22 protein-coding genes are annotated in these 18886 nt (G+C 65.5%); 7 read left to right on the plus strand and 15 right to left on the minus strand.

Annotation, left to right across the window (positions count from 1 at the left end):
• The first annotated feature begins 138 nt into the window (after positions 1–138).
• The 4 genes from G6R19_RS17690 (at position 139) to G6R19_RS17705 (ending at position 2839) form a co-directional block, all read left to right on the plus strand.
• The gene (locus G6R19_RS17690) at positions 139–504 is read left to right on the plus strand and encodes a metalloregulator ArsR/SmtB family transcription factor (protein ID WP_163167381.1); all 366 of its coding nucleotides are present in this window, start codon (positions 139–141) and stop codon (positions 502–504) included.
• Positions 501–1595, plus strand: a complete 1095-nt coding sequence (locus tag G6R19_RS17695; protein ID WP_163167383.1) for a cation diffusion facilitator family transporter — start codon at positions 501–503, stop codon at positions 1593–1595. The genes G6R19_RS17690 and G6R19_RS17695 overlap by 4 nt, the downstream gene beginning before the upstream one ends.
• Before the next feature lie 134 nt (positions 1596–1729).
• Complete coding sequence (locus G6R19_RS17700; RefSeq protein WP_163167385.1) at positions 1730–2011, plus strand: hypothetical protein; 282 nt, start codon at positions 1730–1732, stop codon at positions 2009–2011.
• Between the two features lie 81 nt (positions 2012–2092).
• Entirely contained in the window at positions 2093–2839 is a 747-nt protein-coding gene (locus tag G6R19_RS17705) for an ABC transporter permease (RefSeq protein ID WP_163167387.1), read from the plus strand.
• A gap of 48 nt (positions 2840–2887) precedes the next feature.
• Here the strand turns inward: G6R19_RS17705 and G6R19_RS17710 are convergent, their stop codons facing one another.
• From G6R19_RS17710 to G6R19_RS17720, 3 genes are all read right to left on the minus strand, one after another.
• A complete protein-coding gene (locus G6R19_RS17710; protein ID WP_163167389.1) occupies positions 2888–3901 on the minus strand; it encodes an alpha/beta hydrolase in 1014 nt (337 codons plus the stop codon).
• Between the two features lie 12 nt (positions 3902–3913).
• Positions 3914–4288, minus strand: a complete 375-nt coding sequence (locus G6R19_RS17715; protein WP_163167391.1) for a cupin domain-containing protein — start codon at positions 4286–4288, stop codon at positions 3914–3916.
• Positions 4289–4457: 169 nt separating this feature from the next.
• Positions 4458–5576 (minus strand): DNRLRE domain-containing protein, encoded by a 1119-nt coding sequence (locus tag G6R19_RS17720; RefSeq protein ID WP_205484549.1) that lies wholly within the window; start codon positions 5574–5576, stop codon positions 4458–4460.
• A 1-nt stretch (position 5577) separates the two neighbouring features.
• Here G6R19_RS17720 and G6R19_RS17725 point away from each other — a divergent pair, with 1 nt between their 5' ends.
• The gene (locus G6R19_RS17725; RefSeq protein ID WP_163167216.1) at positions 5578–5787 is read left to right on the plus strand and encodes a hypothetical protein; all 210 of its coding nucleotides are present in this window, start codon (positions 5578–5580) and stop codon (positions 5785–5787) included.
• 145 nt (positions 5788–5932) lie between these two features.
• On the opposite strand, the gene G6R19_RS17730 is transcribed toward G6R19_RS17725, so the two are convergent.
• Positions 5933–6355 carry an arsenate reductase ArsC gene (locus G6R19_RS17730; RefSeq protein ID WP_163167395.1) on the minus strand — a complete coding sequence of 141 codons (423 nt, stop codon included), beginning with the start codon at positions 6353–6355 and terminating at the stop codon, positions 5933–5935.
• Between the two features lie 47 nt (positions 6356–6402).
• Complete coding sequence (locus G6R19_RS17735; RefSeq protein ID WP_163167398.1) at positions 6403–7074, minus strand: helix-turn-helix domain-containing protein; 672 nt, start codon at positions 7072–7074, stop codon at positions 6403–6405.
• 46 nt (positions 7075–7120) lie between these two features.
• Here G6R19_RS17735 and G6R19_RS17740 point away from each other — a divergent pair, with 46 nt between their 5' ends.
• On the plus strand, positions 7121–7861 hold the full coding sequence (locus G6R19_RS17740; protein ID WP_163167399.1) for an MIP/aquaporin family protein: 741 nt from the start codon (positions 7121–7123) through the stop codon (positions 7859–7861).
• A 17-nt stretch (positions 7862–7878) separates the two neighbouring features.
• On the opposite strand, the gene G6R19_RS17745 is transcribed toward G6R19_RS17740, so the two are convergent.
• The 10 genes from G6R19_RS17745 to G6R19_RS17790 form a co-directional block, all read right to left on the minus strand.
• Positions 7879–9045, minus strand: a complete 1167-nt coding sequence (locus G6R19_RS17745; RefSeq protein ID WP_163167401.1) for a glutamate--cysteine ligase — start codon at positions 9043–9045, stop codon at positions 7879–7881.
• Positions 9046–9060: 15 nt separating this feature from the next.
• Positions 9061–10671 carry a M20/M25/M40 family metallo-hydrolase gene (locus G6R19_RS17750; RefSeq protein WP_275898079.1) on the minus strand — a complete coding sequence of 537 codons (1611 nt, stop codon included), beginning with the start codon at positions 10669–10671 and terminating at the stop codon, positions 9061–9063.
• Positions 10668–11006, minus strand: coding sequence for a hypothetical protein (locus G6R19_RS17755; RefSeq protein WP_163167403.1), 339 nt, complete (start codon positions 11004–11006; stop codon positions 10668–10670). The genes G6R19_RS17750 and G6R19_RS17755 overlap by 4 nt, the downstream gene beginning before the upstream one ends.
• Positions 11003–11428, minus strand: a complete 426-nt coding sequence (locus G6R19_RS17760; protein ID WP_163167405.1) for a four-helix bundle copper-binding protein — start codon at positions 11426–11428, stop codon at positions 11003–11005. The genes G6R19_RS17755 and G6R19_RS17760 overlap by 4 nt, the downstream gene beginning before the upstream one ends.
• 90 nt (positions 11429–11518) lie before the next feature.
• Complete coding sequence (locus G6R19_RS17765; protein WP_163167407.1) at positions 11519–12652, minus strand: glycosyltransferase; 1134 nt, start codon at positions 12650–12652, stop codon at positions 11519–11521.
• Entirely contained in the window at positions 12642–13973 is a 1332-nt protein-coding gene (locus G6R19_RS17770; protein WP_163167409.1) for a family 1 glycosylhydrolase, read from the minus strand. Before G6R19_RS17770 ends, G6R19_RS17765 begins: the two co-directional genes overlap by 11 nt.
• Complete coding sequence (locus tag G6R19_RS17775; protein ID WP_163167411.1) at positions 13970–14239, minus strand: DUF6752 domain-containing protein; 270 nt, start codon at positions 14237–14239, stop codon at positions 13970–13972. Before G6R19_RS17775 ends, G6R19_RS17770 begins: the two co-directional genes overlap by 4 nt.
• Complete coding sequence (locus tag G6R19_RS20270) at positions 14236–15843, minus strand: class I SAM-dependent methyltransferase (RefSeq protein ID WP_205484557.1); 1608 nt, start codon at positions 15841–15843, stop codon at positions 14236–14238. The genes G6R19_RS17775 and G6R19_RS20270 overlap by 4 nt, the downstream gene beginning before the upstream one ends.
• Positions 15840–17312, minus strand: a complete 1473-nt coding sequence (locus G6R19_RS17785) for a bifunctional cytidylyltransferase/SDR family oxidoreductase (RefSeq protein ID WP_163167413.1) — start codon at positions 17310–17312, stop codon at positions 15840–15842. The genes G6R19_RS20270 and G6R19_RS17785 overlap by 4 nt, the downstream gene beginning before the upstream one ends.
• Positions 17313–17340: 28 nt before the next feature.
• Positions 17341–18258, minus strand: coding sequence for a metallophosphoesterase (locus tag G6R19_RS17790; protein WP_163167415.1), 918 nt, complete (start codon positions 18256–18258; stop codon positions 17341–17343).
• A 331-nt stretch (positions 18259–18589) separates the two neighbouring features.
• On the opposite strand from G6R19_RS17790, the gene G6R19_RS17795 reads away from it, so the two are divergent.
• Entirely contained in the window at positions 18590–18847 is a 258-nt protein-coding gene (locus tag G6R19_RS17795) for a hypothetical protein (protein WP_163167417.1), read from the plus strand.
• Positions 18848–18886 lie beyond the last annotated feature (39 nt).

Genomic DNA, 18886 nt, shown 5'->3' on the forward strand with positions numbered 1-18886 from the left:
GCGGGCCGACCAGGCTTCCCGGCTCTCCGGTGGACATCTTACAAGTGCGGCAGAAGATGCGGAAGGGGCTGCGGCTGGCCGGGGCTTTACGCCTCTACGGCTGAATACTTGCCAGCGTTCTTATGGCAGAATGTGCGCATGAATGCAGATAATGCAGCTTGCTCGCTGAGCGCGGACAGCCAGTACGTGGAGCTCGCGGTCGAGGTCTTCGCCATGCTTGCCGACGCCACCCGGGTGCGCATCATCCTGGCCCTGCGCGACGGCGAGATGGCAGTGGGTGCCCTGGCCGACGTCGTGGGAAAATCACCGGCGGCCGTCTCGCAGCACCTGGCCAAAATGCGCCTGGCCCGGATGGTTTCAACGCGGCAGGAAGGCACCAAGGTTCTGTACCGCCTGGCAAACGAACATGCCCGCCAGCTGGTAGTGGACGCTGTTTTCCAGGCTGAGCACGCCCTTGGCGGAGAGCCCGCTCACCACCGCCGCGACCGGAAGGCGGCCTCATGAGCAGCTCCGGGCACGCCCACCAGCACACGGACCCGGCCCGTGAGCACCATGACCACGGCCACGGTCATGACCATGGGCACGGGCACAGTCATGACCATCAGCACGACCACGGGCACCATCACCATGGCGGGTTCAAGGGCTGGCTGGTGGAACTGTTTGTTCCCCATACCCACGATGCCGCCGACTCCATCGACGACGCCATGGAAGCCAGCGTCGAAGGCGTGCGTGCCCTGAAGATCAGTCTCTTCCTTCTCCTGGCGACCACCGTCCTGCAGTTCCTGGTGGTGCTGATCAGTGGTTCCGTGGCACTGCTGGCCGATACCATCCACAATTTTTCGGATGCCCTGACGGCGGTCCCGCTCTGGGTGGCGTTCATTCTGGGCCGCCGCGCAGCCACCCGCCGCTATACGTATGGCTTTGGCCGGGCAGAGGACCTTGCCGGGCTGTTCATCGTCGCCGTCGTTGCCCTGTCCGCCGTCGTGGCCGCCTGGCAGTCCGTTGACCGGCTCCTGCACCCCCAGCCGCTAAGCAACCTGTGGTGGGTTTTCGCCGCCGGCCTGATTGGTTTCGCAGGCAACGAGGCAGTGGCCATGTACCGCATCAGGGTGGGCCGCCGGATCGGCTCCGCCGCGCTGGTTGCCGACGGCGTGCACGCCCGCACGGACGGTTTTACGTCCCTGGCCGTGGTACTCGGCGCAGTGGGCGTCATGCTTGGTTTCCCGCTTGCGGACCCCATCGTCGGCCTGTTGATCTCCGCGGCCATCCTGGTCCTCCTGTGGGGGACGGTACGAAGCATCGGGCGGCGGCTGATGGACGGGATCGAACCCGACCTTGTGGATAAGGCGCAAAAGGCCCTGGAGGGCGCTCCAGGCGTCCTGGCCGTGCCGCGCCTCCAGCTGCGGTGGTCAGGTCACCGCTTGCAGGGCGCAGCGACTTTGCTAATGGACGACGGCGTCACCCTGGCTGATGCCGAAAAGGTCACCCAGGAAGCCAGGCACCGCTTAGGGCATGCGCTGCCAAAGATCGACGACATGATGCTCACTCCCCTCAGCAACGCCACCGACAACCAGCTGCACGTCCGCTCGTCCTGAGCCCCGGGCCGGCTCCGGTGGCTAAAACATTTATTAACACTGACCCATCCTTCGCAGATATGGCTCCGAACCACTGCCGCGCGACCTGTGCCGCGACACATTCGTAAAGCCAGACCGACCCGAAGGAGCCACTTATGAGTGTTCCGAACTACACCCGCTTCCTCTCGGATTGCTTCCTTCAGGACCGCGAGAGGCAACCGGCTCTCTGCGAAGACGACATCTACGGGGTGTACGTCAGTTGGTGCTTGCTCAATGGCCAGCAGCCCGGCCCCGCAACGTCCTTGTGGGCAGCCATGGACCAACGGGGATATACAAAACAACACCGCGATACGGGCCGGCATGAATGGCCAGGACTGTCCTTGAAAGGCCCGGCAGCGGTGGACTACATCCTCACGAGCCAGCCCAGCCTGCTCTGATGTCGTTACCAGGACCAGGCCCTGACCCAATTGCTGTGTCGCGACGTTAAGCGCGGGTCAGGCCGGCGCTAGGCTGAGCTGATGGCCTTCCTCGATGCCTTGGCACCCACGTTTGCGGCCGTGGCCATCCTCATGCTGCTGACTGTCGCGGTGCTCCGGGGTTCGCGTACGCCGTCGTACCTTGCACCGGCTCTGGCTATCCTCCGCGGTGCAGCCCAGCTGGCGCTCATCAGCCTGGTTCTCGGCGGTATCATCGCAGATTCGCTGTGGGTGGTCGTGGCGCTGCTGGTGATGTTCACCGTGGCGGCAGTGACGGCAACGCGCCGGCTTACATGGTCCTGGCGGCGCTTCGCAACGGTGTCAGCGACCATGGCCCTTGGCATCGTGGTGACCCTCGCCGTCGTCTTCGGCACCGGAGCTGTGGCACTTGAGCCCCGTTACGTCCTGGCAGTGGGCGGGATAGTGATCGGCAACTGCATGACCATCGCGGTGCTTGCCGGGCACCGATTCCATGAGGCCGTCCGTGAGCAGTGGGACCAGGTGGAAGGCTGGCTCGCCCTGGGCGCCACGGCCCCGCGGGCCACACTGGCCCAGGCCCGCTCCTCGGTGCACGCAGCCCTGATTCCCTCCACGGACCAGACTAAAACCACCGGGCTGGTCACCCTGCCCGGCGCCTTCGTGGGCGCAATCTTCGGCGGCGCCTCCCCGTTGGAAGCGGGGCGGTTCCAGGTGATTGTCCTGGCGTCCATCATGGCAGCGGGCGCCATCACCGCCGTCGCGCTTCTGCGTTCACTGGGGGCGGTCCGCGTGCGGCCCGAGCCGCTCTAGGCGGCTCCCGCAGCCGGGTTATCCGCAGCCGGACTAACCGCAGCCGGACTAACCGCTGCCAGCGAGGAAGGTTTGGATTTCCTCCGCCATCCGCTTGGACTGCGTCCAGTGCAGGTAGTGATTGCCTTCCAGCGTGACCACTTCATGCCGGCGGACGTTCTTCAGCAGGTTCTGCGCAGCGGATGTTTTGGCGGCTGTCGAATCGGAATCCTCGCCGGCAATGAAGGCCAGAACGGGCAGGTCGTCGGGGTAGGTCACTCCCCTCAGGGCTGCTGCGTTGTTTGCTATCCGGGCGGTTTCATCGGCTACTGCCGGATTCCCGTAGTTCCAGCTGGTCATGAGGCGCATCCGGTGCAGCTCGTCATCCGTGTACGCATCGCTGGCCGGGTCCACGAAACCCGGTGCGACGGCGGCGACTGCGCGCACTATTCCGGTGACGGCCAGGGCCCGTTCCCAGTTGATGCCCGGCTCCGGGTCTGGAACCGGCTGATCCCCCGGTTTCGGTATGGTCGCATCGATTCCGACGACGGCGGCCACCTCCGTTGGGTACCGGTTCGCGTAGTCGAGCATGTAGAAACCGGCGATGGAGTGCCCTGCCAGAACGTAGGGCTGTTTGACCTGCAGTTTGGCCAGGACCTCGTGAAGTTCGGTACTGATGTTCTCGTTGGTCCGCGGCGGGGCTTCCATGTCGCTGTAACCGTACCCAAACCCCTCAACGGCGATGACGTCGAAGCCGCTGAGTTCGCGGGCCAGAGGAGCGAAGTCGAGGCCGGGCGCCGGGGTTCCCAGGCCGCTGAGCAGGACAATCGGCTGGCCCTCTTCCTGCCCGTTCCGGTACACGTTCAGAGAACCGCTGCCTACGGCGATACGTTCGCCGTAGGCAGCCATGCCCGATTTCTCCATCGGCTCCAGGACCAGGTTGACCACCGTGGAGACGAGGATCAGCCCCAGGATGATCAGCGCGGCGATCCCGGCGCGGCGCCAACCGCGCCGGGGCTTCTTCGCGGCACCGGAAGCCGGAGCTTCGGCCAGCCCGGAAGCCGTCCGAGGAGATGGACGCATTACCCGCCCGATTCAGGCAGGCTTGGCAAAGGTGGCCGCGCTCATGATCTCGTAGCCCACGAATGTCTCGTCGCCTTCGACCCAGGCATCGTGGCCGGCAGGAATGGTGTACGCGTTGCCGGGGCTGATCGTGGTCCGGGTGCCGTCCACCATCTCCACCGTCAGCGTCCCCGCGGCGCAGATCCCCACGTGATTCACCTGGCAGCTGTCGGTGTGCACCACGGTCTTGACCGTCTCGGACCACTTCCAGCCCGGCTCAAAGGTAAACCTGCCCAGGGTGGTGTCTCCGATGTTGACAACATCCACCTGGGTCTTCGGCGGGCGGCGTTTTTCATCCGGTTCGTCGAACGACTTCGATTCAAGGGCTCTGACTGAATTGCCGGCCATTTTGTTCTCCTGACAGGGAGCGGGTGGAACTTATTCATCCGGAGCGCCCAGACAACTCCGGGAGAGTTGGCCGGCCGGCTTGCGACACTGCAGCATGCCGGCCAACACGGGCAGCTAGCGCTATAAGGGTGCGCCCAGGCTAGGGCCCTGTCAATAACGTGCGCCCCGACTAGGGCGTTCGTGGCGCATACACCCGGACCCAATCCACCCGCATCTCGCCAGCGCCGTTGGCAGTGCTGTCCGGGAACCAGTCGAGTTGCAGCGTTTGGTGCATCGGACCGGGGGGCTGGTGCGCGGCGTTGGTGGTCTCAAACCACTTCACGCCGTCTACGTAACCAACGATTCCGCCGGAGTGCCAGTCAACCGCGTAATTGTGGAACTGGGTTACGTCCAGCGCCTTTTCAGCGGACACCTGACGGTTCTCGCAGGAGTAGTGGTGGAAGAACTTGATGACGTTCCAGCCGCCGGTTGTCTCCGCGTAGTCGACTTCACCGTCACACGGCCAATTCCCATTGTCTGGCCACAGGATGGACACCAGGTGGTATTCGTTATCACCGGACCCGGCCGCACGGACTTCCCACCGCCCGTACTTCTGGTTTGCAAACTTCGCGCTAATGCCCGCGGTTGTGCCCTCCGGAGTTCCAGTCATAACCATTTTTGACCCGTCCACGGTAACCTGCTGGGGACTGCGGATACCGTTGCCCGCATGCCCGGGGCTGTTGTAGACAATCCACTTGGTGGCATCCGGCGCACCTGTGTAGTTGAACTCGTCGCCGGCAACAGGCTTGCCCCAACCACGAACCACCGCAGCTTCGGTTGAGGTTGCTGTGTCAGGCGCCGTGGTCACCACCAGCCGTGGGCGCAGGGCGGAATTGGAAGATTCCCTCGACTTGAACCCGATCCACTTCTGAGCGTTGCTTTCCAGCTTGAAGTTCTGCTCGCCACCTTTTGCGCCCACGCCCTTCGTAACATCCCATTCAACCCAAGAGCCGGCCGCGAAGCCGCCGGCCTTCCCCAGCCACGTTGCGCGGGCTGGTGCGTTATTCCAGATAACTCCACTCTCGGTCCAGCCGCCGGAGGTAGTAAAAACATCCACAAATTCAGTGGAGGTTGTGGACGTCTCCGAATAAGCGCGCAATTTAGCCGAAACAACATGTTCGCCGGCCGGTACTTGAACATTGAACCGCAGGAGCGAGTTCCGCCAGATTTTCGCACGGCCCTCTGTAGAAATACGGACGCTGGCGCCAAAGTTGCTAGTCGGCTTGTCCGCCTGGACGTAGGTGTCCATGGTGGGCAGGATCGTTGATACCGCGGCACTTGCCGTTGTCGGAGTGACGATTGCGAACCCGACCAGAAGGGATGATGCAATCGCCGCACATTTACGCCAGAACATCGCCGGCCTCGCTATTTCTACTGGGGTTCTAAAAATATCCGGCTGGGTTAAGCAAGCGTTGACCCAGAAACAACGACGGCTAAATGCCAGCTACGCCAAAGCGTAAACCCGAAGCGAAAGAACAGGCAATCAATCCCCTATACTCCATTTTCAAGGAATGTACGAATTTCCTATACCTAACCGGCAAACCGAACGATAACCCCTATATACCTAACTGCCCCGCGCCTTGAATGCCGAGTTCGGGGGCCGGGCTACTTGGCAGCCGGGATGAGGGACTCGATCAGGCCCTCGATGCGGGTCTTGATCTCATCGCGGATGGGACGGACGGATTCGACGCCCTTGCCCGCCGGGTCCTCCAGAACCCAGTCCTCGTAACGCTTGCCGGGGAAGTAGGGGCACTCGTCGCCGCAGCCCATGGTGATGACGACGTCGGATTCCTTCACGGCTTCGGTAGTGAGGACCTTCGGAACTTGGGCGGACATGTCGATGCCTACCTCTGCCATGGCCTCCACGGCGGCGGGGTTGATTTTGTCGGCAGGCTGGGACCCGGCGGAACGGACCTCGATCTCGCCCTTGCCGAGCGTGGTGAGGAAGGCGGCGGCCATCTGGGAACGGCCTGCGTTGTGGACGCAGACGAACAGGACGGAAGGCTTTTTGGCGGTATCGGTGCTCACGGGTTATCTCCTGAAAGTTGGGATGAATGGTCTGGTTGAGGTTCGAGCTAGGCGGCGTGCATCCGGGGCGCCAGGTCGTTGACCCGGTTGGAGATGTCAGTGAAGGCGCTCTCGAAGGCTTCCTCGGTGTTGATCCGGAGGGGATCGGGCACAGACCAGTGGATGCCCCCGAGGCCGGTAAGTTCCTCGTGGGCGTTGTCGCAGACAGTGACCACGAAGTCGCCGCCACTCACCCTGTCAAGCTTGCGGGGCGGAACCTCCGCAAGCTTCACGCCGTGGCGGCGGGCCACCTCAATGGCTCCCTGGGCGATGCGGTCACCGGGGTGTGTTCCTGCCGAGGTTGAGGGGATTTCGCTGGCCTCGCGCCAGAGGGCGGCAGCCAGCTGGGACCGGGCGCTGTTCCGCGTGCAGACAAACACAACGCGGCTGGCTGCATGCTCCTCCCCAGGCGCAAGGCCTTCCAAAGCCCTGGCGGCCAGCCTGATGTAGCTTCGGCGCTTGTCCGCCTCAGAGCGGTGGCGGGTTGCCAGCCCGGCTCCTTCCAAGGCACGCAGGTGGTGGGACAGCAGGTTCGAGGGCATGTTCAGTTCAGCCTGAAGTTCCGTGGGCGAAAAGTCCCCGAGGGTCAGCAGGTCCACAATGCGCAGGCGTGCAGGATCAGCAAGGGCGGCGTGTTTTGCGACCCGTGCCTGGAATCCGTCTTCTCGCTCAGTTTTCATTGACTCAACTTTGACTGAGATACTCTCGTGCGTCAAGCTTGATGCCATGACTACAAACCAGCCACCGCTGTGGCGCCGCGCCGTCGCAGAGCTTCTTGGCACCAGCCTGCTCGTGATGGTCGTTGTAGGCTCGGGCATCGCGGCGCAGCAGCTCTCCCCCAACGACGTCGGGCTGCAGCTGCTTCAGAACAGCACCGCGACAGTGCTGGGGTTGACCGTCCTGATCCTCGTGTTCGGACCTGTCAGCGGCGCGCACTTCAACCCTGTGGTCTCGCTCGTGGACTGGATCCTGGGGCGGCGCAGCGGTACGGGACTGACCCTGCCCGAGCTCGGCACCTACGTCGTGGTACAGACGCTCGGCGCCATCGGCGGAAGCGTGGTGGCTAACGCGATGTACGACGTCGGCACCTCCATCTCCAGCAAGGACCGGGCAACCGGCGGGCACCTCCTCGGTGAAGTTGTTGCCACCGCCGGGCTGATCCTGCTGATCTTTGCGCTCGCCGCAACCAAGCGGGGCGTGCTTGCCGCGCCGGCGGTGGGCGCCTACATCGGCGCAGCGTACTGGTTCACATCCTCCACCTCGTTCGCGAACCCTGCAGTGACGGTCGGCCGCATCTTTAGCGACACGTTCGCCGGCATCGCACCGGGCTCCGTACCCTCGTTCGTCATCGCCCAGCTCATCGGCGCGGCAGCGGGCCTGGGCCTCCTGCTCGTCCTGTTCCCCTCAGCGGCCCGCGCCGCCGACGACGTCGTACTCCCGCACCAGGTGGACAAGGCCAACTCCTAGGCAGGCACCACCTGTTCCTAGTCCGCCTCCACCCACACCGTGCAGTCGGCGGCGTCGGCCACCACGGCCTCCAAATCCCCGGTGCGGTGGATCACCTCCAACTGCCGGACGGCGCCCGTGCCGGCGTAGAGCAGATCGTCCATCAATTCCTCCACCCGTTCCAGGTCCCCAATGTCCTCCAGCGCCTCCCGGATATGGTTCAGCAGGGCATTGACGACGGCGAGCGCCGGCCCCGGGCGGCTGGTCAGCGGGTCCAGCAGTTCCCCGCGCAGTCCCCACCGGCTGGCCTTCCACCCTGCCAGCCGAAGGAGCGTCGCAGGCACGGCGACCGGGTCGATGCCCTTCCGCCACTCCCGGGCAGCGGTCTCCACTAATCCGCGGGCGATGCCGGCCAGCAGCACCGTGTTCTGCGGCCGCAGGCACACATCCGCGATCCGGATCTCCACCGTGGGATAGTGCCGGGAAAGCCGGGCATCGAAGTAGACCATCCCCTCGTCCAGTGCCACGCCGGTGCTCACCATGTCGTACACCAGTTGATGGTAGGCATCCGGTGAACCCAGGATTTCCAGCGGCCCGGCCGTTGGCCACCGGCTCCACACCTGCGAGCGATAGCTGGCGTAGCCGGTATCCTGCCCGTGCCAGAACGGAGAGTTGGCACTCAGGGCGATGAGTACCGGCAGCCAGATCCGCATCCGGTCCAGCACCGCTACGCCTTCCTCGTCCGACTCCACGAAGACGTGAATATGGCAGCCACAGGTGAGCTGCTCCCTGGCCGTTAACCCATATTCCTCCGTCATGGCCACGAAACGGCGGAGCTGCACCGGATGGGGATCGGAGGGCAGCGGGGATGTTCCCAGGGCTGCAACCCGGACTCCCACGTCCCTCGCCGCCCTCGCAGCAATGGTCCGCCCCCGAATGATGTCCGCCTCCAGTGCAGCCATGGTGGAATGCGGGGGCGTGACAACCTCGATCATCTCCTGTTGGAACTCTGCGGTCAGGACAGGACCGGAAGCGGAGTCCATCGGACGAACGTACAGGTCCCAGAGCGCGCCGGCCATTGGCACAGCTTCCCCGGTACCCGGATCCACGAGGAGCAACTCCTCCTCGATGCCGAAAGTCCGGACAGCTGGACTGCCGTTTGTGTCCCGTCCGGTGCCGCTGCCGTTATCGCCTGAGCCGTCCATCGTCGTCGTCCTTTGTCATTCCATCCGGGCCAGTTCGTCCCAGAAGCATGCAAGCGTGACGGCGCCGTTGACAAGGACTTCGAGGTTGGCGCTTTCGTCACTGTCGTGCCAGTGGTCCTCCACCAGGCCCGTCCCGAAGAACAGGACCGGCGCGTGCAGCGACCGGCTGAGCAGTTCGGCAGGCCCTCCGCCGGCGTTGCCCATCCTGCCCACATCGGCTGAGCGGAAGCCTTTGGCCATGGCCCGTTCCAGGGCGGAAACAGCAGGGTGGTCCGGGGTCCAGTACGGTTCCTGGGCCGTCTCGAGATCCACGCTGAGCGTGCGGCCGTAGTTCTCCCCCACCGTGTCCTGAACCCATTGCCGGAGCTGCCTAGCCACCTTTTCCACCCGCTGGCCGGCCACCGTCCGGAAGCTCAGGTCCACGGACGCCACCGACGGAACAGCAGCGCTGGAAAGTCCGACAGGATCGCCGGCAACCAGCGCCGTGACTTCCACCGCCGGGCGGAGCCACAGCCGCTCCGGAACCGTGAACCCCACTTCGCCCGTGATGCTTCCCGACTCCGAGCGCTTCACCCAGTCCTCTTCAGTGAAGGGCAGGCGTGCGAGTGCTTCCCGAAAGTCCTCCGGCACCGCGGCAACGTCGTCATAGAATCCGGGGATGGCGATCCGGCCCTCCCCGTCATGGAGACCGGCGAGCAACCTGCTCAGTTCAAAGGCCGGATTGGGGGCGGCACCGGACACGGCGCCGCTGTGCACGTCCACGTCCGGCCCGGTGAGCTCCAGGTGGGCGCTGAGCATCCCGCGCAGGCTCATGCACAGGGCCGGATGATCCTCGCGGAAGAGAAGGGTGTCCGAGAACAGCACCAGGTCCGCCTGCAGCCGGTCCGCCTGCTCCTCCAGCAGCTGGGCAAGATGCGGTGACCCGCCCTCTTCCTCCCCTTCGACGAGGTATTTCAGGTTGACGGCGGGTGCGGTGCGTGCGGAGCCCGGCGGTGCAGGGTGAGAGAGCGTTTGGGTTTTGGGCCCCGAAAGTGAGAGAGCGTTTGGGTTTTGGGCCCCGGAAGTGGGAGAGCGTTTGGACTGCTGGGCCAGGTGCGCGCGAAGTGACCACAGGTGGGCCATCACCTGGCCCTTGGCATCGGAGCTGCCCCGCCCGAATAACCGGCCGTCCCGCACCACCGGCTCGAAGGGCCCGGTCTGGTCCCACAGCTCCGGCTTGGCCACCCGTACATCGTGGTGGCTGTACACCAGGACGGTGGGGGCGCCGGCCGCTTCGCACCATTCCGCGTACACGGCGTGCGACTCCCCAGTGGGCAGCACCTCCACCACCGGGAAGCCCACATCCCGGAAGGCAGCCGCCAGCCAGTTCGCCGAGCGGAGCAGGCCCTTGGGGTGCTCCGGGTCCCCCAGCACCCCGGGCACGCGAACCCACTCCGCCAGCTGGCCCTCAAGCTCAGCCCGGCGGGACTCGACGAAGGAGCGAAGGTCAGCGCCGCCGTCGTGGTCCATGCCGCCGTCGTGCTTAGCCCCGCCGTCATTCACGCCCGGGTGCTCCGGGGCGTGCAGGCCCGGGCCCTCGTGGCCCGGGCCGTCATGGCCCTCCAATTCGTGATATTGCCGGCTCACCGGGGCTGGGCAGGGTTGGTGGGATCGCCCTGCGACGGCGGATTGATGGGCGGCCCCGGCACGTTCGCAGTCTGCGGGGTGTCCGGCTGGCCGGTATTCACCTCCGGCGTGCTGGGCGCCTGCGGGCCGCGGGGAACGGTGCCGCCCTGCAGGTCATGCAGCCTCTTTTCGAGGATCTGCATGATGGGCAGGCGGTTCCCGTGGGCCTTCTCGTACGTGATCAACTGCGCCATTTGCGCCTCGTCCAAGCCTGAGATACGTGACGGGAGGGTTCCCACCGGCAGGTGGTCGTAGTCGGGCAGCGGCAGTTCCTTGTGCAGGGGTACTTCGTTCATTGTTGTTCAGCTCCTTCATCCAGTGAGGTCAGCAGGTCGGCGCATGCCTGTTCACAGCGCCGGCACGCCTCCGCGCAGACCTGGCAGTGGTCGTGCATGTCGGCGTGCTTATCGCACTCCTCCGCGCAGGCCCTGCAGGCAGCGCGGCAGGCTTCCAGCAACGCCCGGGTGACATTGCCGTTGTAAGCGGCGTGGCGGGACAGCACATTTCCCGTTGTTGCGCAGATGTCCGCGCAGTCCAGGTCCGTCCCGATACAGGTGACCAGTTCCGCCACCATGTCCTCGCTGAGGCAGGCGTCGGCGCAGGCAGTGCAGGTCTGCGCGCATTCGAAACAGGCACCGATGCACTCAGCCAGTTTGGCTTTGTTGAACTCATCCAACCCTTTGGGGTGGGCGTCGATCATCGCCCGTATGTGCGTCATTCCACTCTCCTTCCGTGACTGGCAGGTTTTTGTCCAGATATGCAGGGTTCCGGGGCTCGGAAGTCTGCATAGCTGGACAAAAACTCTGCGTTAGGCAGTGGCCTCGGCGTCGGACGGTTCCGGCACCTGCAGGCCCGAAGCGAACACGGACTCGGCCATCTGGGCTGCGATCGCATCCCAGTGGTACTTCTTCAGCAGCTCCCGGGTCTTCGGCTTGGGGCCGCGTGAAGGATCCCGCTGGCCGAGGGTCCGGCACAGCGAAGCAAAACCCGCGCCGTCGTCGCGCAGGTGCACCACGCCCGGGAAGTCAGCCACAACGTCCGGCACCCGGGTGGACACCACAGGAAGTCCGGCCGCCAGATATTCCAGCGTCTTGGTGGGGCTGATGGAACGGGTTGCCTCATTCAGAGCAAACGGCATCAGTGCAACGTCCAGGCCGGCCATCACCGCCGGAAGGTCCGCGTAGCAGGTATACCCCTCGTAACTGATGTTGGGCGCCTGGGGCAGGCTGGCCGGATCGATCTTGGCCACCGGCCCGTACATCCTGATGTCCCACTCCGGCAACGCGCGGGCCAGGTCCGCGATAAGGCCCAGGTCCAGCCGTTCGTCCAGGACTCCCACGTATCCGGCAACGGGACGCTGCCCCGGAACCCGGGGCTCCGCCGTCGGGGTCCTGTAGTGCTCCGGCTCCACGCCGCTGGGGAAGAGCAGGGTGTCTGCGCGGCCCTGCCGCACCATGGACCGGTGCAGGGAGCGGCCGCCGGCAAAGACGACGTCGGCCCGGCGGAGTGCCTGCCGCTGCCTCACCACCAGCTCGGGCGGGGCGTCCTTGAAGGCGGCGAGATCGTCCATCACGTCGTACACCAGCGTGGTGGGCTGCAGGGCGAGGGCAAGTTCCAGGGCCAGCGGGGTGTACAGCCACACCACCCGTTCCCCCGTGGGCGGACCCACCAGTTCGGGCAGCTGCTCGATGTAGTCGGGGAGGACGTCGTCGAAAAATCCCACGTGGTGGCCCTGCTCGGGGATCTCCAGCCAGGCCCGGTTCAGCCCGTCCACCCTCTTATGGTTGATCCGGTTCGGCCCGGTAAATCCGGGCGACGGCGTGAGCGGTTCCTCCACGTACCAGGTGGAACAGCGGGAGCCCAGGCGGGAAACGAGGTGCTGGGGGCGCTGCCATACCCAGTCCCAGCGGAGATGCGACAAAACGATCAGTTCACTCTGCATTGACTATCCTCAATTCCATCCGGGTCTGTGCGTTGGGCAGGCTGTTTCCCTGATCCGCGTCAGGGGCTTCACTCCAATTCCAGTGGGACATGTGTGATTCGTATCCGCGCAGCCAGGTAGCCACGGGTTCGCGAAGCGTGAAGGCCGGCAGGTCTTTCGACGGCGTGCCGGCCGCGGCTTTCGCATAGGACTCGGACATGACTGACGGCTGACGGGCCAGCTCGTCGTCCAGCCAATACACCCCCACGGGGTCGATGTGCCCATCGTTGCGGAACAGAAGCGACGCCCAGTCCGTGGAGTCAATCACGGGGAACCAGCACAGGCCGTCCAAGGGAACCCCCATGTGCCGGGCCCGTTCGCACTGCTCCAAAACGTACTTGAACCAGGTGGCCCGGTCGGATGTGAAGCCGCGGATGTTGGTTTCGGTGAGCAGGCACGGGAACCGGTAGCGGTCCCAGTACAGGTAGATCTGCTGCGCCAGGGGCAGGGGATGCGGCGTGTGGGTGGACCCGCCCTTGTCATCGAAGTGCCACTGGCAGTGGGCGTAGTAGTCCAGGCCCAGCACGTCGATCCGTCCCGGCTCCATTTCCTGCAGCTTCTCTCCCCCGGCGTCGCGGAGCAGCTCCGCCATGGGGCCGTCCGGGTCGTAGCCCTTGCCGTCGTATTTGCCCAGGAAGCTGTCCAGCACCAGGAACCGGCGCTCGTTGGCCATGGTGGCGTAGGCACCGCCGGCGGCCCCTTCCCCGGTGTGGTGCTCGCAGGTGTCCACCCAGACGTGCTTGGCGCCGGGCAGCAGTTCCGCATAGGCGCGGCTCGCCTCCGCCACTGCCGGCAGCACGTTGAGGATCTGGCGTACGAAGCTGTCCACGCCCTCGTGGTAGGGCGGCCAAATGGCCTCGTGCCCGGTAAGGAACAGGGTGGAGAAGGGCTCGTTGAAGAGCGTGTACTCCTGCACCCACGGGTACCGCCGGGCGAACTCTTCCGTGTACCGAAGGTAGGCGGTGCGGAAGCGGGGGTCCGCGAAGCCGCCCTCCATCCACCGGGGATAGCTGGTGTGGTGCACCAGGTCCACGATGGGCCGGAAGCCGTTGTCCCGGAGATAGTGCAGCACCTTGTCCGTGTCCTGCCAGTTGAAGACCCCTTCCTCGGCTTCCACCCGGTGCCAGCGGACGGGGTACCGCAGCCGGCTCACCCCGCATTCGGTGAGCAGTTTCAGGTCCTGCTTCCACTGGACATCGTGGGCCGTGGATTCGAAGATGTCCCTGTCGTGCCGGGGAAGATACGTGCTCTCAAAGGCGCCAATGATGTCGATTCCGCTCATCTGCCCGCCCCTTCCCCCTCCAGGGCAGGAGCCTCCGCGGGCAGGCGGCCCGGGTTGCCGGCCAGGTGCTCGTAGACGAGGTCCAGCAACTCGGCGGCCCTCCGGTTCAGCCGCCGGGACTCGTCCAGGTCCCGGTCCAGCCGGACAACCTCGGCGCGCAGTTCGGCGATATCCGTTGCGGCTATGGCCAGGCGCAGGTTGACCTCTTCCAGCGGGTCGCTCAGGGGCTCGTGCTCGTGGATGGCGTCAATCAGGGGATCATTCATGGCAGGGCCCTCACTTTCACTCGTTGCGTGGGTATGGCGCCGTCGGCCGGGCGCCCTGGTTGTGGTGGAACTTCCTCCGCTTCCAGCCCCAGCTTTGCGAGGCTGGCTTTCAGATCGGCAACGTTCATGGGCGCATAGAAGCGGCACTCCGGGAAAGCCGGTTCGGACTCCCCCACCTGGACTTCCAGGAAGGCCGCGGCGGCCTGGCCCTGGTTCCGCAAAAGCTGGCGGACCAGCCCCAGCGTGTTCTCCCGGCCTTGCCAGTCAAGCGAATTCAGCAGCAGCCGCGCGTACACATACAGGGGACCTGGGCCCTCATTCAGGATCCTGGCCAGCGGGGCGGTCTCCCGAAGTGAGTTGAGGTTGACCCGGCGGAACTCCAGGGACCCGTGGCCAGCGTGTTGCGCGCGCAGGTGCTCGATTGCCGGGCGGCTGTAGTCAACGGCCACCACTTGGTGCCCCTGCTCCGAGAAGTGCCGCGCGTCGCCGCCGAGGCCGCAGCCCAGTTCCAGGATGCGTGAGCCCGGCGGCAGCCCGCGGGCCAGCTCCTCCGCCCAGGCCGACGGCGTCTGGCCGGCACCGTGCCCGCCCTGACCCCGCAGCAGAACCCGGTGGTGGTCCTCCCAGTTCTCCCGGTCCCAGTCCAGGCCGCCCAGCCACGTGTCATAACGGCGGCGGGCAGGCGGCGGCGTGATGAAACGGAACGCGGGATCAGGGGTGTGCCAGCCGGGCCCGTAAATCGCGGCCAGCATCTGCTCCGGCTCGGCCGGTGCGGGCAGCTCCCGTCCGTTGATGCTGAGGTTCCGCAGCGGAAAGATGGTCACGTCCTCCGTGCGTTCGCGGGCATGGAACGTGCCGTGGAACCAGCCGCCCACGTTGAAGTAGGTGAAGATGTCCAGGTAGAACCGGTCCGTGCCGTCCGCGCCGGGGAACAGCAGCTGCAGGTGCCCTGCTGAGTGCCTGACCGTTTCGTAGCCTTCCGCATGAAGGGCCCGTTCCAGCTCGAAGCCCTCCAGCGCGATGTCCGAGGGATTTTCGTGCCGGCTCAGGTAGGCCAGGTCAACATCGTCGTCGCCGGGCATCACCCGGCCGTCCCGGACGGGCCCCAGGAGGGTGCCGCCGGTGACGAACAGCTCCTGGCCGCGGCCCCGCATCCACTCCACGAGCCTGCAGGCCTCATCCAGCGCCTCGTCAATCAGGTAGGCGCGCCGGCCTTCGAAGTTCCGTGCGATCCGCCCCCACTTGTTGATGATTTGCGGCATCCCCGTGCCGGGCTCCTCGAGTGAGAACTGGTGGGGTGAATCATCAAAGGTGACTCTCGCCGTCGGGCATAACGGCGTTCCGTCCTGCAGCACGCTCAGCCGCGCCCACCCGGACAGCCGGCCGGCGAGGGCCGGCGGCCAGTCGATGATGCAGCAGCCGGGGCCGCGCCTGGCGCCCTCGCCGGAGTGGACGCTCCAGATGGGCCTGTCCCCCAGCAGGATGGACAGGGTGGCGCCGGCCCGAATGGGCGGGCCGGCGAGGGTCAGCGATACCCTGTCCGCCCGAAGGCTGTGGCTGTAGCTATTGCTGGTAACGCTGCGTACCTCGACGTCCTGGCTCATGGCAGCGCTACCAGTTCGGAGTCTTTGGACGGGTCGGTGTAAGGGAGCCGGACGTCCACCACCTGCCCGGTCATGGCCGAGGCCAGGACCTGGATGCTGGCCCCGGCCACAGCCGCCGCGGGCAGCAGGGACCCTTCCTCCTCCGCGCCGAACGCCCTGGTCCGCATAGGGGTGGCGGTGCGGCTGGGGCTGATGCAGTTCACCCGGATGCCGTCCGAGCTCCACTCGTCCGCGAGCGCCTGGGTAAGGTTCACGATCGCAGCCTTGGTGGCTGAGTAGACCGTGTAGTTGGCCCGGCCGCGGGTGTAGGAACTGGAGGCGAAAAGCGTCAGCGATCCCTTGCTTTCGGCCAGGTACTTTTGCGATTCCTGGGCCACGATGAAGGCGGCCGTGAGGTTCACATCCACGTCGTGGTGCAGCTGCTCATCGGTGAGCTGGGCGAGCGGCCCCACGCTGAGGACGCCGGCCGTGAGGATGACGTGGTCGAGGTGGCCATGGGTGGCGGCGGCGGAGGCCAGCGCCTGGGCCACGCACTGGCGGTCCTCCACGTAGGTTCCGTTGCCGGTGCGGCTCTGCCCCACCACCAGGGCGCCTTCCGCCTCGAGCTGCTGGACAAGCTCCAGGCCGATCCCCGAACTTGCACCGAACACCAGCACGGTGGAGCCGCGGAGCCCGGCCCTGTTCCCGCCGGGCAGCATGGTTTTGTGCTTGAGCTGGAACAGTTTGTCCGCAAGGTGGATGTCGATGGGCTGGGTGATCTTGATGTTGGCCTCGTCCCCGTCCACCACGAAGATGGGGACGTCCGGGCAGTACTTGAGGACCACAGAGCAGTCGTCCGTGGCGGAGAAGCCAGGGTCCTGGCCGGCCCGTTCGTACGCCTCGGCAATCACGGGCATCCGGAACGCCTGCGGGGTCTGGCCCCTTCGCAGTTTGGCCCGCGGCGGCACTGCGCGAATGAAGTTCTCATCATCCACTTCGATGATGGTGTCCGCTGAGGGGATGGCGGTGTCGACCGCGGCGTAGACGTCGAGCGCGCGGATGCAGGCAATGATGATGTCGCCGTCGAGCAGGGGGCGGACGGCGTCGTGGAAGATGACGTTGGCGTCCTTGTCCGCGATGGCGGCCAGGGCCAGGCGGGAGGTTTCGCTGCGGTCCGCCCCGCCCGGCAGGATGCCGGCGAGTTTGCTGAACTTGTTGGCTGCCTTCGCATCAGCGTTGGCGCCCGGTTTGCTGCCCAGGAGCAGTTCCTCGGCGCGGGGGATGTAACCCGGAGCCATCATAACGATCATCTCGTCCACCAGCCCGCAGTGCTGGAACAGCTCCACCGTGTGCTCGAGGCTGGTGCGGCCGGCGATCGGGACAAACTGTTTGGGGATGTCCAGGCCCATGCGGGCGCCGACTCCTCCCGCCAAAATGACCGCCACGTTGCGGCGGCGGGTACCGGGTGGAGAGGGTGGTTTCTGGTCCATGGCTGGTCCTTTCATTCGACGTGGCGGCCTAGTGGCGGCCGCAGGGGGTGCCTCCCGCGTTTTCGGTGGCGGATGGGATGTCGATTTTGGCGGCCTGGAGCCGCTGCCGGGTTTCCTCCGCGGTGATGTAGGAGTTCATCCGTGGGTACTCGCCCACCGGAACCACCGCCGAGACAAAGGTCCGGTTGTGGATGCGGATCAGGTTGAAGGACCGGGCGCCGTCCAGGCCCTGCATGGCGCCCGCGGGCAGTGCCAGGTCCTGGGTGTAGCTGGTGGAGGCTGCCACCGATACCGGGATGCTGGCGAAGGTTGAAAAGACGCTGTGATGGGTGTGGCCGGAGAGTATCCCGATGACGTCGCTGCCCTCCAGCACCCGGGCGAGGCTCTCCTGGTTCCGCAGCTCCGAAAGCACCGCGAGTTCCTGGACCGGCGGCACAGGCGGGTGGTGGATCACCAGGAGGGTGCCGTCGTCGGCCTGTGTCTCCAGTTGCCCCGCCAGCCAGTGCAGCTGCTCCTCGCTGATCTCGCCGTGGTGGTATCCAGGGGTGGAGGAGTCAAGGACCAGCACCCGGAGGTTGCCCAGGTAGTAGCTGCGGTCCACCGGAAGGGTGCGCGGCTCCTCGTCGAGAAGCATCTTTTGGAAGTTCATGCGTTCGTCGTGGTTGCCCATGGCCCAGATGAGTTGCGCGCCCATGCGCTCGGCATACGCCTGGCAGGTGGTCCGCAGCCGCCGGTAGGCTTCCAGGCTGCCCTTGTCCGCCAGGTCACCGGAGAAGATGATGGCTTCCGGCTTCAGGCCGCTGGCTTCGATGGCGTCAAGGACTTCCACCAGCCCCGTTTGGGGATCCAGCTCGCCGTACAGCAACCCCTCTTCCACATAGTGAGGGTCGCTCACGTGGACCAGCACATGGTTGGGGTTTGAGTACTCGGACCGGGTCAGGTGCATGGGAGCCTTTCAGCTGTTTCCCGCCGGGTCAGCCCGTTCGGGAATGTTCGCTGACGGTCGCTGCATGCCGTCGAAAGAAGAACATAATAAGCACCCTTATGAATTATTGGGAAGACTTGTCTTTTGTTACGGCGGTGTGCTGGCGCTTCCCTGAGCCTGCTGATTCAGCTCGGGATAGCGGCGGGCGGGCTATACTTCCCCGGCTGCCGCGGGTAGATTCTGAAGTGTGACGGGCGTTACTCCCGTCCTTCCCGGCCCTTACTGCAGGGGCGGCGGAAGTCGCTGCTGGAGCCACCCGGCGGCACATGTTGCAGAAGCGGATTGGGCCACCATGCCGTCCTCACATTTCCAGCAGTTCCTTGACGAAGCCACCGTCACCGATCCTTCAGCCGAACACCCGTTGGGACCTGATTGCCTGTACGGCCTCTACGTCAGCTGGGCATCGCTGCACGGCTTCCGCGCCAAATCTGACCAGGCCTTCCGCGCCGGCATGCGGCGTTGCGGTGTTGACGTGAACGACTGCCGGTTGTACATGACCGGTCCCGCCGCCGCCGACTACATCCTCGCCAGCTACCCGGACGTCGCCTGACGCGCGGCCGGCAGCGCCGCCCCCAACGACGTCAAGGGG

Origin of the sequence: Arthrobacter sp. Alg241-R88, assembly GCF_900537115.1 — a bacterium.
In the GTDB taxonomy this organism is placed as follows: Bacteria; Actinomycetota; Actinomycetes; order Actinomycetales; family Micrococcaceae; genus Arthrobacter.

Excerpts from the sequence above, each read along its gene's own strand:
- G6R19_RS17735 (WP_163167398.1), bottom strand. The coding sequence starts at position 7,074 with ATGAAAACTGAGCGAGAAGACGGATTCCAGGCACGGGTCGCAAAACAC.
- G6R19_RS17770 (WP_163167409.1), bottom strand. The coding sequence starts at position 13,973 with ATGAGCGGAATCGACATCATTGGCGCCTTTGAGAGCACGTATCTTCCC.
- G6R19_RS17705 (WP_163167387.1), top strand. The coding sequence starts at position 2,093 with ATGGCCTTCCTCGATGCCTTGGCACCCACGTTTGCGGCCGTGGCCATC.
- G6R19_RS17765 (WP_163167407.1), bottom strand. The coding sequence starts at position 12,652 with ATGCAGAGTGAACTGATCGTTTTGTCGCATCTCCGCTGGGACTGGGTA.
- G6R19_RS17720 (WP_205484549.1), bottom strand. The coding sequence starts at position 5,576 with ATGGACACCTACGTCCAGGCGGACAAGCCGACTAGCAACTTTGGCGCC.
- G6R19_RS17755 (WP_163167403.1), bottom strand. The coding sequence starts at position 11,006 with ATGAACGAAGTACCCCTGCACAAGGAACTGCCGCTGCCCGACTACGAC.
- G6R19_RS17785 (WP_163167413.1), bottom strand. The coding sequence starts at position 17,312 with ATGGACCAGAAACCACCCTCTCCACCCGGTACCCGCCGCCGCAACGTG.
- G6R19_RS17710 (WP_163167389.1), bottom strand. The coding sequence starts at position 3,901 with ATGCGTCCATCTCCTCGGACGGCTTCCGGGCTGGCCGAAGCTCCGGCT.
- G6R19_RS17795 (WP_163167417.1), top strand. The coding sequence starts at position 18,590 with ATGCCGTCCTCACATTTCCAGCAGTTCCTTGACGAAGCCACCGTCACC.
- G6R19_RS17790 (WP_163167415.1), bottom strand. The coding sequence starts at position 18,258 with ATGCACCTGACCCGGTCCGAGTACTCAAACCCCAACCATGTGCTGGTC.
- G6R19_RS17740 (WP_163167399.1), top strand. The coding sequence starts at position 7,121 with ATGACTACAAACCAGCCACCGCTGTGGCGCCGCGCCGTCGCAGAGCTT.
- G6R19_RS17715 (WP_163167391.1), bottom strand. The coding sequence starts at position 4,288 with ATGGCCGGCAATTCAGTCAGAGCCCTTGAATCGAAGTCGTTCGACGAA.
- G6R19_RS17775 (WP_163167411.1), bottom strand. The coding sequence starts at position 14,239 with ATGAATGATCCCCTGATTGACGCCATCCACGAGCACGAGCCCCTGAGC.
- G6R19_RS20270 (WP_205484557.1), bottom strand. The coding sequence starts at position 15,843 with ATGAGCCAGGACGTCGAGGTACGCAGCGTTACCAGCAATAGCTACAGC.
- G6R19_RS17700 (WP_163167385.1), top strand. The coding sequence starts at position 1,730 with ATGAGTGTTCCGAACTACACCCGCTTCCTCTCGGATTGCTTCCTTCAG.
- G6R19_RS17695 (WP_163167383.1), top strand. The coding sequence starts at position 501 with ATGAGCAGCTCCGGGCACGCCCACCAGCACACGGACCCGGCCCGTGAG.
- G6R19_RS17690 (WP_163167381.1), top strand. The coding sequence starts at position 139 with ATGAATGCAGATAATGCAGCTTGCTCGCTGAGCGCGGACAGCCAGTAC.
- G6R19_RS17760 (WP_163167405.1), bottom strand. The coding sequence starts at position 11,428 with ATGACGCACATACGGGCGATGATCGACGCCCACCCCAAAGGGTTGGAT.
- G6R19_RS17745 (WP_163167401.1), bottom strand. The coding sequence starts at position 9,045 with ATGGACGGCTCAGGCGATAACGGCAGCGGCACCGGACGGGACACAAAC.